Source organism: Halobacterium sp. CBA1132 (genome assembly GCF_001485535.1).
Lineage (GTDB): Archaea > Halobacteriota > Halobacteria > Halobacteriales > Halobacteriaceae > Halobacterium.
In genome coordinates this window covers 2,118,625-2,133,075 of sequence record NZ_BCMZ01000001.1, presented here as the reverse complement: position 1 = coordinate 2,133,075, position 14,451 = coordinate 2,118,625, and the positions used below count along the sequence as shown (strand labels likewise).

Below are 14,451 nucleotides of genomic sequence, written 5' to 3'. Positions count from 1 at the left end.
TGGAACGGGTACACGTCGGTGATGTCGGCTCAGCCGCCCGACGGTGCCCCCAATCCTGATTCGTTCGCGTCGGTGTTCGACGTCTACGAAGTGCGCCGCGACGACGGTCGCGTGCTCTACTTCGGCGACCCCGAGACCGACCGCGAGACCCTCATGGAGACCGTCTGGCCGGCGTTCCGCGAGCGCGGCTACGAGGTCAGTCTCACCCGCCGCACCGGCGAGATTGTTCTCGTCGCGGAACCCCACGACGCCACCACCGACGACGGCGGCTTCCCGTGGACGAACCTCGCGCTGTTCGTCGCCACGATAGCGTCGACGCTGTTCGTCGGCGCGAACTGGTACTACGTCGACCCGTTCTCGCCGGAAATCCTGCGCGCGCTCCCGTTCACGCTCGCCGTCGTCGGCGTGCTCGGCGTCCACGAACTCGGCCACTACGCGATGAGCCGCTACCACGACGTCGACGCGTCGCTCCCGTACTTCATCCCGTTCCCGTCGCTGTTCGGCACCATGGGCGCGGTCATCCGGATGCGCGGCCGGATTCCCGACCGCAGAGCCCTCTTCGACATCGGCGTCGCCGGGCCGCTCGCGGGGCTCGTCGCTGCCATCGGCGTCTCGGCCGTCGGTCTCGTCCTCCCGCCGGTGACTGTCCCGCCGGAAATCGTCAACTCTGCGGACGCCGTCGAAGTCCAGTTCGCGTACCCGCCGCTACTGCGCGCCATCGCCGTCACCCTCGGCGAACCGCTGTCGTACAGCGACCCGTCGCTGTCCATCAACCCCGTCGTGATGGGCGGGTGGATTGGGATGTTCATCACGTTCCTCAACCTCATCCCGGTCGGCCAACTCGACGGCGGCCACGTCCTCCGGTCGCTCGCCGGCGAGCACGCCGAGCGCATCGCGCCGCTGGTGCCGACGGCGCTGTTCGCGCTCGCCGGCTACCAGTGGTTCGTCGCGGACGCCGGCAACGCCGCCGGCATCTGGGTGCTGTGGGGCATCATCGCCACGGTCATCTCGTTCGCGGGCAGCGTCGACCCCGTCGACGACTCGCCGCTCGACCGGCGCCGAATCGCGGTCGGCGTGCTCGCGTTCGTGCTCGGCGCGCTCTGCTTCATGCGCGTCCCCATCCAAATCGTCGGCTAGTGCGTCCAGCCCCGGTCCGCCAGCGCCTCGCCGTCGAGCGTTATCTCTCCTGTCGAGTCCGTCACCTCACCGACCACCGAAACGGGGACGGCTGTCGCCGCACGCACTGCGCCCACCGCGTCAGTCGGCACGGTTGCAACGAGTTCGAAGTCCTCGCCGTACGTCACCGCCGCGTCGAGCGGGTCCTCGACGGCGCCGCGGAGTTCTTCGGCGACGGGAACGCTGTCGCCGTCCACGGTGAACCCGCAGTCGCTGGCCTCGCTTAGCTGGTGCAGCGAGCGCGCGAGGCCGTCGCTGGAGTCCATCATCGCGGTGGCGTGCCCAGCGAGCGCGCGCCCCGCGGCCACGCGCGGTTCGAACCGGAACAGCTCGTTCGCCTCCTCGATGGCCCCGGAGTCGAACCGCTGCATCGCCGCCGCAGTCCTGCCGAGCGTCCCCGTCACGACGAGCGCGTCACCGGGCGTCGCGCCGCTCCGGCGCACCGGGTCGTCGGTGTGGCCGACCGCGGCCGTCGCCACCGTGAACTCGTCGTGGCCGTCGAGGTCGCCGCCGACGTACTCCGCGTCGACGGCCTCGCAGACGTCGAGCGCGCCGGTCACGTACGCCCGGAGGCCGTCTTCGTCGAAGTCCGGCGCGCCGTAGACGCCGACGGCCGCCGTCGCGTCTGCGCCCATCGCTGCGACGTCCGACAGGGACGCGCCTACGGACCGCCATCCCGCGGTGTACCGCGTCGTCCCCTCGGGGAAGTCGGTCGTCTCGTGGAGCATGTCGATGGTGAACACCGTGTCGTCGACGACTGCGGCGTCGTCGCCGGCGCCCGCGACCAGCCCGCCGACCACGTCGAGGGCCGCCCGTTCGTTCATGTCACCGAATTCGCAGTCCCCGCCTAAAACGCCCCGGATGCGTCCGCGCTCGCGTCCGCCGCCGCGGGCTGGACGGCCACCACGACGCCGCACGACTCCCTAACGATGGCTTTAAACGAATCCGCCGTGAATTCCGCGTAATGGCAACCCTCTACGACGCTCCCGCTGACGAGCTCGTCGACGAGCTCGCGAGCGAGCTCGAAGACCGACTCGACGAACCGGACTGGGCGCAGTTCGCGAAGACCGGCGTGGGCCGCGAACTCCCGCCGGAACAGGAAGACTTCTGGGCGCGCCGCGCGGCCAGCATCCTCCGAAAGGTCGCCGTCGACGGCCCCATCGGCGTCAAGCGCCTCGCGACGGCCTACGGCGACACCACCGACGGCTCCAACCGCTACGGCGTCTCCCCGCCGGACAGCGCGTCCAGCTCCCGGAACATCGTCCGCAGCGCGCTCCAGCAGCTCGAAGACGAGGGGCTCGTCGAGCAGCAGCACAACCGTGGTCGCGTCGTCACCGCGGACGGCCGTAGTCTCCTCGACGAGACGGCCGGCGACGTCATCGAATCGCTCGACCGCCCGGAACTCGAACGCTACGCGTAACGCCGCCGCCGCTTTTCCGCAGTCTCCGTCCCGGTAGCCGCGGTACTACCACCCCGTTGCGTCAGAATTATCTGGATTCGTCGACTACTGGCGAGTATGAGTGGGAGCCCGGACGACGACCGGCTCGAAGAACTGCGCCAGCAGAAGAAAGAACAGCTCAAGCAGCAGCAACAACAGCAGGGCGGCGGTGACGCCGGCGCGGCCCAGCAGGCCCAGCGCGAGCAGGCCGAACAGCAGAAGCAGGCGCTGCTCAAACAGCACCTCACCGACGGCGCGCGCAAGCGCCTGAACACCATCAAGATGAGCAAGCCGGAGTTCGCCGAGAAGGCCGAACAGCAGATTCTCGCGCTCGCCCAGTCCGGCCGCCTGCAGGACCAGATCGACGAGGAGCAGATGAAAGACATCCTCCGCGAACTCAAGCCCGACGACCAGAGCTACAACATCAGTCGCCGCTAGGCGATGCGACTGGGCCTGCTCTACAGTGGCGGGAAAGACTCCACGCTGGCGGCGCTGCTCGTCGACCGCTTCTACGACGTCACGCTCGTCACCGCGCACTTCGGCGTGACCGACGAGCACGAGCACGCCGAGCGGGCGGCCGACGCCGCGGGCTTCGAGTTCCGCGCGCTGGAACTCGACCGCGAAGTCGCCGAAGAAGCCGTCGAGCGGATGCGCGAGGACGGCTACCCGCGGAACGGCATCCAGCACGTCCACGAGCAGGCGCTGGAAGCCGCCGCCGCCCTCGACTTCGACGCGGTGGCCGACGGCACCCGCCGCGACGACCGCGTGCCGACGGTGTCGCGGGCGCAAGCCCAGAGCCTCGAAGACCGCCACGACGTCGACTACCTCTCGCCGCTGGCGGGGTTCGGCCGCGGCGCTGTCGACCGCCTCGTGGACGCCGAACTCGACGTGGAAGTCGGCCCCAGCGAGGAGATTCCGCGCGCCGACTACGAGGCCGAGTTGCGCGCGATGCTCGCCGACGAGCACGGCGAGGACGCAATCCGCGACGTGTTCCCCGACCACGACCAGACGTACGTTCACGGCCTCCGCGAGTAGCGGTCGGCGCTCCGCAACCGAACCACTCTTCTCTCGGCGCGGATTCCGTTCGCGTGAATGGAGTCCGGGTTACTCTACGCGCTCGCCGCCGCTGGCCTCTGGGGGACGTACCTCTTCGCGCTGAAGCGCTACTTCGTGGGCGTGCACGGCGCCGTCCTCACGGTGTTCGTCAACGCCGCCGCAATCGCGTGGTACCTCCCGTTCGCCGTCGCGACTGGCGGGAGCGGCCTACCGGCGTTCCCACCGATGGACGTGTGGTCGATTGCGGTGTTCGCCGGCACCGCCGTGTTCGGTGGGCTCGCGTTCGTCGTCTCCGTGCAGGCGCTGGCCGTCGGGGACGTCTCCTACGTCGCGCCCATCGCGAAAATCGTCCCCGTGTTCGTCGTGCCAATCGAGGTGTTCGTGCTCGGCGCGTACCTCGAACCGACGGCCGTCGTCGGCATCGTCGTCGCCACCACGGCGGTCTACCTCGCGAACTACGAGGGCGGTGACGTGCTCGCGCCGTTCCGGCGCGCCATCCACTCTCGGGCCGCGCAACTCGCGCTCGTCTCCGCGGCGCTGTTCGCGGTCAGCGACGTCGGGCGCCGCGTCGTCCTCGACGGGTTCACGTTCCCGACGCGGCTCTGGGTGCCGGTGTACCTCGGCACCGTCGCTGTCGTCGTGCTCCCGCTGGCGCTCCGTCGCTGGCCGACGACGGGAATTCGGCCGTTCCTCGGGAAGTTCGCGGTGACGGGAGCCGGGGTCGCGGTGGCAGAGCACGTGACCGCGCTCGCGTTCGCTAGCGCGCCCGCGAGCATCGCGTCGACGCTCGTCAACGGGCAGGCCATCGTCGCCGTCCTGCTCGGCTGTCTCCTCCTCGGCGAACCCGGCCTGCGCCGCCGCTTCGGCGCGGCGTGTCTGGCTGTCGTCGGCGTCGGCCTGATTGCGGTGTAGGTCGGCAGCCGGCCGCCCGACGAAACTGTTAATGGTTACGAAAACTCTTTGGCGTTCTCGGATAAGGTTACGTCAGTGCCGCAGACGCGCCGACAGTTCGTCGCCGGGGCCGCCGCGACCGCCGCCGTGGCGGGCAGCGTTGCGACCGGCCTCGGCGCCGGCGGCGAGTCCACCGCGTCCGCGCTCGTCGCCGGGAGCCTGCTGTCAGTTGCCAGCGACGTTCCCGACGCGAGCGTCGAAGCCCACGGGAGCCTCGCCGCGCGGCGATTGGTCACCAGCGGCGCGCGCTCCCCCGACGCACTCGCGCTCGCCGACCCCGCGCTGTTCGCTGGCGTCGCCGAGTCGCCGACGCTGTTCGCGACGAACGCCCTGACGCTGGCCTACGACCCCGAGTCGGCCCACGCCGATGCGATTCGGGACGACTGGCCGACCGCGCTCCGCGCGGACGGCGTTCGCGTCGGCCGGACCGACCCCGCTGTCGACCCGCTCGGCTACCGGACGCTGCTCGCGCTCCGACTCGCAGCACGGCGCGGCCTGCTGGACGACGCCGACCCAGTGGTGGCGAACACGCGCGTGTTCCCCGAGACCCAACTCGCGCGGGTGTTGGACAGTGGGAACGTCGACGCCGCGTTCGTCTACCGCAGCATGGCCGTCGAGTACGACATGCCAACCGTCGACCTCCCGCCAGCTATCGACTTCTCGGACCCGGCCCGAGCCGACACGTACGCCTCTGTCTCCCTCGATCTCGGGGGCCGCGTCGTCACCGGCGCGCCGATTCGGTACGGCGCGGTCACGCTCACCGAGCGCGGCCGTTCGTGGGTGCAGGAGTTCACCGAGGACGCCGACCGGCTGCGCGACCACGGCTTCCGCGTTCCCGACGCGTACCCCGTCACAGAGCGCGAGTCGACCGCGACCCCGAGCGGTGACTGAACGGAAGCTTTCAAGCGCGCGTCGGGCGAACTACGGTGTATGTACGACCGACTCAAGGGATTCCGGGACTTCTACCCCGAGGAGATGGGGCCGCGCCGCGAGGCGATGGACGCCGTCGAGGACGCCGCGCGCCGGTACGGCTTCCGCGAAATCGGGACGCCCGCGCTGGAATCGACGCAGATGTACGTCGACAAGTCCGGCGAGGGCATCGTCGACGAACTCTACTCCTTCACCGACCAGGGCGGCCGCGACGTCGCGCTCACGCCCGAGCTGACGCCGACGGTCGCGCGCATGGTCGTCGCCAAACAGCAGGAACTCTCGAAGCCCATCAAGTGGTACTCGACGCGCGCGTTCTGGCGCTACGAGGAGCCCCAGCAGGGCCGCTTCCGGGAGTTCTACCAGACGAACGTCGACATCTTCGGCTCCCGCGACCCGCGCGCGGACGCCGAAGTGCTTGCGGTCGCCGCCGACGGCCTGACGGAACTCGGCTTGACGGGCGAGGACTTCGAGTTCCGCGTCTCCCACCGCGACATTCTCGGCGGCCTCCTGAACGCCTTCGACGCCGACGTCGACACCGAGGACGCCATCCGCGTCGTCGACAAGCGCGAGAAAATCGAGCGCGCGGAGTACCTCGACGGCCTCGCGGACGCCGGCCTCTCCTACGACCAGGCCGAACGCTTCGACGAACTGCTCGCGGGCGACGACCTCGACGCACTCGTCGAGTTCGCCGGCACGGAGCGCGTCGAGGACGCCGTCCAGAACCTCCGCGCGGTCCTCGACGCCGCCGAGAACCTCGGCGTGCGCGAGTACTGCGACATCTCGCTGACGACCGCTCGCGGCCTCGACTACTACACTGGCGTCGTCTTCGAGTGCTTCGACGCCACCGGCGACATCGGGCGCTCCGTGTTCGGCGGCGGGCGCTACGACGACCTCATCGAGGAGTTCGGCGGCCAGCCCACGCCCGCGGTCGGCGTCGCGCCCGGCCACGCGCCCCTGAACCTCCTGCTCGAACGCGCCGGCGTCCGGTCCGACGGCAACCTCTCGACGGACTACTACGTCCTCCAAGTCGGGGACACCGAGGCGGAGGCCGCGCGCGTCGCCAGCGACCTCCGCGCCCGCGGCCACGTCGTCGAGACCGACGTCGCCGACCGGAGCTTCGGCGCGCAGATGAACTACGCCGACGGCGTCGGCGCAGAGACAGTCGTCATCGTCGGCGAGCAGGACCTCGCGAACGGCGAAGTCACCGTCAAGGACATGGTCAGCGGCGACCAGACGACCGCGAACTTCGAGGACTTCCCCGGCGACCGGGACGAACCCCGCTACGAGGACTTCGCCTGAGGGGTGCCCCGCCGCGCGTTCCGCGTCGCCTACGACGGCCGCCCCTACTACGGCTTCCAGCGCCAGCCCGACGTCACGACCGTCGAGGGCGAGCTGTTCGGCGCGCTCCGGCGGCTGGATGTCTTCGAGGGCGAGAAACCCGTGGGCTACGCGGCCGCCGGGCGCACGGACGCCGGCGTGTCGGCGCGCGCCCAGACCATCGCCTTCGACGCGCCCGAGTGGCTGACGCCGTCCGGGCTGAACAGCGAACTCTCCGGGCCGCTGCGCGCGTGGGCGACCGCCGACGCGCCCCCGGACTTCCACGCGACTCACGACGCGAACTGGCGCGAATACCGATATTTTTGGCTCGCTGGAGACGCCGACGACCAGTGCGCTCGCCGCGCGCTCGACCGGCTGCTCGGCGAACACGACTTCCACAACCTCACGCCCGACGACACCGACACGGTCCGCGACCTCTCGGGCGGCGTCGAACGGCGAGGGGACTTTCTGGTAGTGACTCTGCGCGCGAACGGGTTCGCCCGCGAACTCGTGCGCCGCGTCGTCGCGCTCGTGCAGGTAGTCGCCGACGGCGCGAGCTTCGAGCGCATCGACCGACTGCTCGCCGCCGAACCAATCGAAGGGCCGGAGGGCGTCGCGCCCGCGCCACCGGGGCCGCTCGTGCTCCACGACGTCGACTACGACATCGAGTTCGACCCCGAGGCGAACGCCGCGGACGCCACCCGAGAGATGTTCGAATCGCTGCGCGAGGAGCGCCGCGCGAGAGCGCGCGCCGCCGGCCACGTCGCGGACTCGCTGTAGGTTTCTTTCGCGGCCGGGCGCCGGCAATCGCCCCGCCGTCCATCAACGTTTAACCCGCCTGCGCCGAACGAATGCGGCATGAGCAGCGTTCCCGAACGCAGCGAGCGAGCCGAGAAACACACGTGGGACTTAGAGAGCATCTACGCCACCGACGACGACTGGGAGGCCGCCTACGAGGATGTCGCGTCGCGGCTGGAGAACCTCGAAGCCTACGAGGGGCAACTCACGGCGTCCGGCGAGACGCTGCTGGAAGCCCTCGAACTCCGCGACGAGATTCACCGGGAGGCCGCGAAGGTGTCGGCGTACGCCCGTATGCGCTCGGACGAGGACACCCGCGACCAGCAGTATCAGGCGCTGCGCGCGCGAGCGTCCAGCCTGATGGCCGACGTCTCCAGTGCGACATCGTTCTTCGACCCGGAACTACAGGACTGCACGCGCGAGGAACTGCAGGGTCTCGTCGAAGACGAACCGGAACTGGCGACCTACGAGCACTACTTCGACGACGTGCTGCGGATGAAACCGCACACGCGCTCGGCGGAAGTCGAGGAACTGCTCAGCGACCTCGGTGACGTGCTCGGCGCGCCGAGTGACGCGTACAACATGCTCACCGACGCCGACCTCGAGTTCCCGACCGTCGAGGACCCCGAGGGCGAGGCCGTCGAAATCTCGCAGGCGAACTTCACGAAGCTCCTGAAAGACCCCGACCGGGAGTTCCGACAGACCGTCCACGAGTCGTTCTTCGAGACGATAGGCGACGTCCGGAACACCATCGGCGCGACGATGAAAAATCAGGTGAAAAAGGACGTCAAGCTCGCGGAGGCGCGCAACTACGACACCGCCCGCGAGGCCGCCCTCGACGGCGCGAACATCCCGACGGAAGTCTACGACAACCTCGTGGAGACCGTCGACGACAACCTCGACAAACTCCACCGCCACGTCGACCTCAAGCGCGAAGCGCTCGATGTCGACGAGGTCCAGATGTGGGACCTCTACATGCCCATCGTCGACTCCGAGAGCCCCGAAGTCCCCTACGAGGAGGCCAAAGAGCACGTCGTCGAGGCCGTCGCGCCGCTCGGCGAGGACTACCAGAACCGCGTCGCGGAGGGCCTCGAATCCCGCTGGGTGGATGTCTACGAGAACCGCGGGAAGCGCTCGGGCGCGTACTCCGGGGGAACCTACGACACCCAGCCGTTCATCCTGATGAACTACCAGGACGACATCTCCTCGATGTTCACGCTCGCGCACGAACTCGGCCACAGCCTCCACAGCCAGTACACGAGCGAGAAGCAGCCCTACGTCTACTCGGACTACGAAATCTTCGTGGCAGAGGTCGCGTCGACGGTCAACGAGGCGCTGCTCGTCAACCACCTCCTCGATACTGTCGAGGACGACCACTTCCGCAAGCACATCCTCAACGAGTACCTCGAACGGTTCCGGTCGACGCTGTACCGACAGACGCTGTTCGCGGACGTCGAACAGCGCCTGCACTCGCTGGCCGAGGACGGCGAAGCGCTGACGCCCGACCGCATCGACGAAGTGTACGGCGAGCGCAAGGAGGCCTACTACGCCAACGCCGTCGTCGACGACGACATCCGCCGCGAGTGGATGCGCATCCCGCACTTCTACTATAATTTTTATGTTTACCAATATGCGACTGGAATAAGCTCTGCAGTTGCAATTGCTGACCGCATCCTAAATGAAGGTGGTAATGAAGCTGCGACCCAGTACCGTGAGGCTCTGCAACTGGGCGGCAGTGAGTACCCCATCGATATCCTCGACCACGCCGGGGTCGACGTAACTAACTCCAAGTTCATCGAGACCGCTCTCGATGTTTACGAAGAACACCTTGATGAGGCGGCTGAACTGCTAGAATAGCGATACCTGTGGTTTGACCGCTTATCATCTATCTCTCTGCCAAACAAATATTAAGTACTTCAGTATCTAAGCAAATTGTGTGAGATGACGAAGCGATTGACAGTGGACTTCGAGGATGACGTGTACAAGGAGTTCTCAAAGCAGTGCATCGACGCCGAGAAAACCAAGTCCGACGTAGTGCGCGGACTCGTCACCGATTGGCTGAACGAACCCGAAGAATGACCGACTCACAGGCCCTCGTTAAGACGCTGGACTTCCAACTCGATATCCAGAGTGACAACGAGAGCCTGCTCCGTGACGCCACGCTTGAAGCGCGCTCGGTGTACAACGAAACCATTCGCCTCGCCAAGCAAGGCGTGGACTGGGACACGATTTCCGACCGTGTGGCCGCTGACGCGAACCTCGTAAAGAACACGACACAACGCGTCGTTGCGAAAGCACTCGGGGCGATGGAGAAATACTACGAATACGACGACTTCGGCCAGCCGAGCCACACCAAGGACGGCGTGTACCCGCTTCGAGCCAACTACGAAGAAGGCTACAATCTATCCCTCACCGACGACGGTGACGTGGCGTTCCGCATCAGCGCGAAACCCTACAAACACGTTACGGGCGTTCTCAAAGGGAGTGACGCCCATATCGACATTCTCAAGACCGCCCTCGAAAGTGACGAGTGGACGATTGGGACGGCGGAAGCCTTGTTCCACGACAACACCGCCGAGTTGCACGTCAACGTCACCAACCCCGAGCAGATTGTTCGGAACAAGCAGGATTCACGAACGGTCGTTGGTGTGGACGTGAACGAGGACAACGTGGCTCTGACCGCACTCTCTGAGGATGGAGTTGAGGATACGTTGGTTATCGACTTCCCCGAAATCAAGTTCGAGCGCCACCGCTACTTCACGATGCGAAAGCGCGTGCAGAATGCGGAGAAGCCGAGTATGCACGATACGCTGGACGGGCGTGAACAACGGTTTGTCCGTGATAGACTCCACAAGGTGTCTCGACACATCGTGAAGTGGAGCCGTCAGTTCGAGAGGCCGTGTATCGTCTTTGAAGACCTCAAAGAGATGCGCGACAGTATCGACTACGGCACGCGGATGAACCGACGCTTGCACCACCTCCCGTTCCGCGCCCTCCAACACTACACGTCATACAAGGCGGCCTTCGAGGGGATTCCGACTGCGTGGATTAATCCCGAGTACACGAGCCAACGGTGCCCGATGTGCAGACATACGGAGCGTGCGAACCGCAACAAGAAGCGGTTCAAGTGCAAGGACTGTGGGCATCAAGACCACAGCGACCGTGGTGCAAGTATCAACATCGCCGTAAAAGGCATCGAGAAGCATCAGAACTGGAATGTGCCTGCTCTCAACAGCCTTCCCGTTGTGCGGAAGGTGCGACGGCAGGCATCGGGGGCCGTGGACGCCCCGACTGTGACCCGCGACACCGCTACAGGCCACCTTGCCGATGGTGTCGCGGGAGTGTCCGACTAACCACGGGAAGCCTCGGGACTTGACCTCCGAGGCGGTTCACTACAATTTTTACGTCTTCCAGTACTCGACGGGCATCTCGGCGGCCGTCGCGCTCGTCCAGGACATCCTCGAGGAGGGCCAGCCGGCCGCCGACCGCTACCTCGACTTCCTGCAGCGCGGCTCCAGCGAGTACCCCCTGGAGTTGCTGCGCGCCGCGGGCGTGGACATGTCCACGAGCGAGCCCATCGAGCGCGCGCTCGACGTCTACGACGAGCGACTCGAACAAGCCGAGGAACTCGTGTGAGAACGAAACGGACGTTCATTTCTCGCCGTTCACGTCAGACGCCCGAACGCCGGTAGGCGTTCCGCCTACCCAAAGGAACTTCTACGCGCGGCCCCTACAACCGACAACGAATGTCGCGTAGTCCCTCACTACCTGACCGGCCGACGCTCGACGTCGACCCCGAGTCGTCGCCGGACGAACACCTCGACGCGCTCCAAGACCACTACGGAGAGATTCTCGACGTCCACGAGCAGCTGCAGTCCCAACTGGACGACGTCGAGTCGCGTCGCGAAGAGCTCCGCGAGGAGGTCGACCGCCTCCAGCGGGAGAACGAGACGCTGAAGACCGCGTCGCTGTACCTCGCGACCGTCGAGGACCTGCCCGAGGACGGCAGCGCCGTCATCAAACAGCACGGCAACAACCAGGAGGTACTGACGGAGCTGTCCCCGCGGCTCGCGGACGAACTCGAAGTGGGGGACCGCGTCGCCATCAACGACTCGTTCAGCGTGCAGCGCGTCCTCGACGACGAGACGGACGCCCGCGCGCAGGCGATGGAGGTCGACGAGTCGCCGACCGTCGAGTACGACGACATCGGCGGCCTCGACGAGCAGCTCCGGGAGGTCCGGGAGGCCGTCGAGGACCCGCTCGTCAACCCCGAGAAGTTCGAGAAGGTGGGCGTCGAGCCGCCGAGCGGCGTGCTCCTGCACGGTCCGCCGGGCACCGGGAAGACGATGCTCGCGAAGGCCGTCGCGAACCAGACGGACGCGACGTTCATCAAGATGGCCGGCAGCGAACTCGTCCGGAAGTTCATCGGCGAGGGCTCGCGGCTGGTGCGGGACCTCTTCGAACTCGCCGACCAGAAGGAGCCCGCCATCATCTTCATCGACGAGATCGACGCCGTCGCCGCCGAGCGCACGGACTCGAAGACCAGCGGTGACGCCGAGGTCCAGCGGACGATGATGCAGCTCCTCAGCGAGATGGACGGCTTCGACGAGCGCGGCGACGTCCGCATCATCGCGGCGACGAACCGCTTCGACATGCTGGACTCCGCGATTCTGCGCCCCGGTCGCTTCGACCGCCTCATCGAGGTGCCGAACCCGACCGAGGAGGCCCGCGAGCGCATCCTCGAAATCCACGCGGGCGACATGAACGTCGCCGACGACGTGGCGTTCGAGGACCTCGCGCGGGAGACCGAGGGCTTCTCGGGCGCGCAGTTGGCGAGCCTCGCGACCGAGGCCGGGATGTTCGCGATTCGGGACGACCGCGACGTGGTCCGCCGCGAGGACTTCGACGCGGCCTACGAGAAGCTCGTCGCCGAGGGCGAGGACGACGCCGGGCCGAGCTACCCGAGCTACATCCGGTAGGCCGGCTTTCGCGGTTCTCTTGTATCGCGGACTCCCAGTTCGAGTATGACCATCAGAGTCGTCTGGGGCACGGGCACCGCGCCCACCGAGATGGCGGCCTACGACGCCGCGCTCGCGGACGCGGGCGTCCACAACTACAACCTCGTCACGGTGTCGTCGGTGATTCCCGCGGACGCCGACGTCGAAGCGGTGGGGACGGCGCCGGACCTCGGGCCCGCCGGGAACCGTTTGACCGTGGTGGAAGCGCACGCCAACGCCGCCGGCCCGCGCCACGTCAGCGCCGCGCTCGCGTGGGCGGAGAGCGACGCCGGTCCCGGGCTGTTCTACGAGGTCGCCGACACCACCGACGCGGCGGACGTTGAGGAGCGCGTGCGCGCCGGCATCGACGCGGGGATGGCGCTGCGCGACTGGTCGTTCGACGACGCGGCGGTGCGCGCGACCAGCACGGAAGCGGAGGCGGGCGAGTACGCGGCGGCGGTGGTGGTCGCGGCGTACGGCGACAGCGAGCCGATTCTCTGAGCGGCCGAATCGTGTGAATACCACCCAAACTAAAAGGCCTTTACGTGGGGGCGCCCTACTAACCGCGAATGCACGGGAACACGCCGTACAGTGGTGCCGAGCCGTCGGAGCCCGAACCCGACCTCACGGGAACCCAGCGGCGCGCGCTCCAAGACAGCATCTCCCAGATTACCGCCCGCACCCGGGACTTCCTGCCCGACGAGTACGTCGTCGGCTCCGAGATTAGCTCGGGCTCGAACGGCGTCCAGGTCACCGTCGCCGTCCGGCCGCCCGCCGGCAACCCCGTCAGCGCCGGGTTCACCCCGGAGTTCGACGGCGTCGCCGACGACGACCTGATTCCGGACGACGACCGCGAAGAGGTCGCTCGCGGCCTCGCCGCCAGCGCCGCCCTGCAAGTGAAGCACGCGCTCGGCGACGACGTCCCCCAGACTGGACGGTAACCGTTCGAATTCTTCCGTTCTCGCTCGAGAATAGCCACGAGGCCGCTACTTCCTCCAGAAGGGTGGCTTAGATTACGTATATTTTACTTGGGAAGGTGGTGGAATGTGGTGTATACACATTAGAAGTTAGAATTGATTATTCCGTCCCAAATGGACTATAACGCTCTTAGGAAGTAGTCCTCGAAGTCCAAGGGATACCTACAATCTCTATATATGTGGAGTGAGCAACAGGACAGCGTATGTCCGATACTGCACCGTGTACGAAATGTGGGACTGAGATTTCGACAGAGATAGAACGCTGTCCTGAGTGTGGATATGAGCCTTCAGCTTCGATATTAGGAACGCTATTCTTCTGGTTCTGCGCACTCCCGTTCTCAGTTATATTTGGGTTGTTTATCGTAGGTGGATTTATCGGCGTTATAATCGGCGGATTGACTGCTACAGAATTTGTTGGCGCTCTTTTCGGATTTGGTGTTCTGGGCGCAGTTCCGTTCTGGTACACTCGCCGTTATCTCCGCATTCGGAACCTCAAAGCGACCGAGGAGCTGTGACTACCACTCGATTTCCATCATTCCTCCTCTGACCTCGTCTTCTTCATCATCTGTGATTTTTCCCTTGGCAAAATTGTACGTGTCTCGGGCAACTTCTCGAATGATTTGGCGCAGGAAGACTGCGGATAGTACTGCGGTTAATCCAGCGATTCCGAGGACGATCTCTGGTAGTGAGATCATATGTGGAGGTTCTCTGGTTGAGTATTAATTCTGGCTCTGACCTCCGTTTTCCTTATAAAGAAGGTAAATTTACCTTATGAATGGGGTGTTAGCAAGCATCTCTTTAAGTCAAATAC

Annotated in this window: 17 protein-coding genes and 1 pseudogene; 16 read left to right on the top strand and 2 right to left on the bottom strand. The window is 66.2% G+C overall.

Annotated features, from left to right (window positions below; translation table 11 throughout):
- The first annotated feature begins 21 nt into the window (after positions 1–21).
- Positions 22–1,137, top strand: coding sequence for a site-2 protease family protein (locus AVZ66_RS11230; protein WP_058984165.1), 1,116 nt, complete (start codon positions 22–24; stop codon positions 1,135–1,137).
- On the opposite strand, the gene thiL is transcribed toward AVZ66_RS11230, so the two are convergent.
- Positions 1,134–2,000, bottom strand: coding sequence for a thiamine-phosphate kinase (thiL, locus tag AVZ66_RS11225; RefSeq protein ID WP_058984164.1), 867 nt, complete (start codon positions 1,998–2,000; stop codon positions 1,134–1,136). The two genes, AVZ66_RS11230 and thiL, sit on opposite strands and share 4 nt — an antisense overlap.
- A 140-nt stretch (positions 2,001–2,140) precedes the next feature.
- On the opposite strand from thiL, the gene AVZ66_RS11220 reads away from it, so the two are divergent.
- From AVZ66_RS11220 to AVZ66_RS16290, 15 genes and pseudogenes are all read left to right on the top strand, one after another.
- Positions 2,141–2,596 carry a 30S ribosomal protein S19e gene (locus AVZ66_RS11220; protein WP_058984163.1) on the top strand — a complete coding sequence of 152 codons (456 nt, stop codon included), beginning with the start codon at positions 2,141–2,143 and terminating at the stop codon, positions 2,594–2,596.
- Between the two features lie 96 nt (positions 2,597–2,692).
- Positions 2,693–3,052 (top strand): DNA-binding protein, encoded by a 360-nt coding sequence (locus AVZ66_RS11215; protein WP_058984162.1) that lies wholly within the window; start codon positions 2,693–2,695, stop codon positions 3,050–3,052.
- A gap of 3 nt (positions 3,053–3,055) precedes the next feature.
- Positions 3,056–3,649, top strand: a complete 594-nt coding sequence (locus AVZ66_RS11210) for an asparagine synthase-related protein (RefSeq protein ID WP_058984161.1) — start codon at positions 3,056–3,058, stop codon at positions 3,647–3,649.
- Positions 3,650–3,706: 57 nt separating this feature from the next.
- Entirely contained in the window at positions 3,707–4,582 is an 876-nt protein-coding gene (locus tag AVZ66_RS11205; RefSeq protein WP_058984160.1) for an EamA family transporter, read from the top strand.
- 75 nt (positions 4,583–4,657) lie between these two features.
- The gene (locus AVZ66_RS11200; protein WP_058984159.1) at positions 4,658–5,512 is read left to right on the top strand and encodes a substrate-binding domain-containing protein; all 855 of its coding nucleotides are present in this window, start codon (positions 4,658–4,660) and stop codon (positions 5,510–5,512) included.
- 39 nt (positions 5,513–5,551) lie between these two features.
- Positions 5,552–6,850, top strand: a complete 1,299-nt coding sequence (gene hisS / locus AVZ66_RS11195; RefSeq protein ID WP_058984158.1) for a histidine--tRNA ligase — start codon at positions 5,552–5,554, stop codon at positions 6,848–6,850.
- A 3-nt stretch (positions 6,851–6,853) separates the two neighbouring features.
- The gene (truA, locus tag AVZ66_RS11190) at positions 6,854–7,648 is read left to right on the top strand and encodes a tRNA pseudouridine(38-40) synthase TruA (RefSeq protein WP_058984157.1); all 795 of its coding nucleotides are present in this window, start codon (positions 6,854–6,856) and stop codon (positions 7,646–7,648) included.
- Between the two features lie 78 nt (positions 7,649–7,726).
- The gene (gene pepF, locus AVZ66_RS11185; protein WP_058984156.1) at positions 7,727–9,523 is read left to right on the top strand and encodes an oligoendopeptidase F; all 1,797 of its coding nucleotides are present in this window, start codon (positions 7,727–7,729) and stop codon (positions 9,521–9,523) included.
- An 84-nt stretch (positions 9,524–9,607) separates the two neighbouring features.
- Positions 9,608–9,745, top strand: a complete 138-nt coding sequence (locus tag AVZ66_RS15710) for a plasmid partition protein ParG (RefSeq protein WP_082678834.1) — start codon at positions 9,608–9,610, stop codon at positions 9,743–9,745.
- Positions 9,742–11,019 carry an RNA-guided endonuclease TnpB family protein gene (locus AVZ66_RS11180; protein ID WP_058984155.1) on the top strand — a complete coding sequence of 426 codons (1,278 nt, stop codon included), beginning with the start codon at positions 9,742–9,744 and terminating at the stop codon, positions 11,017–11,019. The genes AVZ66_RS15710 and AVZ66_RS11180 overlap by 4 nt, the downstream gene beginning before the upstream one ends.
- A gap of 46 nt (positions 11,020–11,065) precedes the next feature.
- A pseudogene (locus AVZ66_RS11175) lies at positions 11,066–11,302 on the top strand (M3 family metallopeptidase); the annotation flags it as partial.
- A gap of 110 nt (positions 11,303–11,412) precedes the next feature.
- Entirely contained in the window at positions 11,413–12,645 is a 1,233-nt protein-coding gene (locus tag AVZ66_RS11170) for a proteasome-activating nucleotidase (protein ID WP_058984153.1), read from the top strand.
- Between the two features lie 45 nt (positions 12,646–12,690).
- Positions 12,691–13,164 (top strand): pyruvoyl-dependent arginine decarboxylase, encoded by a 474-nt coding sequence (locus tag AVZ66_RS11165; protein ID WP_058984152.1) that lies wholly within the window; start codon positions 12,691–12,693, stop codon positions 13,162–13,164.
- Between the two features lie 68 nt (positions 13,165–13,232).
- Positions 13,233–13,604, top strand: coding sequence for a DUF5811 family protein (locus tag AVZ66_RS11160; RefSeq protein WP_058984151.1), 372 nt, complete (start codon positions 13,233–13,235; stop codon positions 13,602–13,604).
- A 239-nt stretch (positions 13,605–13,843) separates the two neighbouring features.
- Positions 13,844–14,155: a hypothetical protein gene (locus AVZ66_RS16290; protein ID WP_157575653.1), complete on the top strand. Its 312-nt coding sequence runs from the start codon at positions 13,844–13,846 to the stop codon at positions 14,153–14,155.
- On the opposite strand, the gene AVZ66_RS11155 is transcribed toward AVZ66_RS16290, so the two are convergent.
- On the bottom strand, positions 14,156–14,335 hold the full coding sequence (locus tag AVZ66_RS11155) for a hypothetical protein (protein WP_058984150.1): 180 nt from the start codon (positions 14,333–14,335) through the stop codon (positions 14,156–14,158).
- Positions 14,336–14,451: the final 116 nt, after the last annotated feature.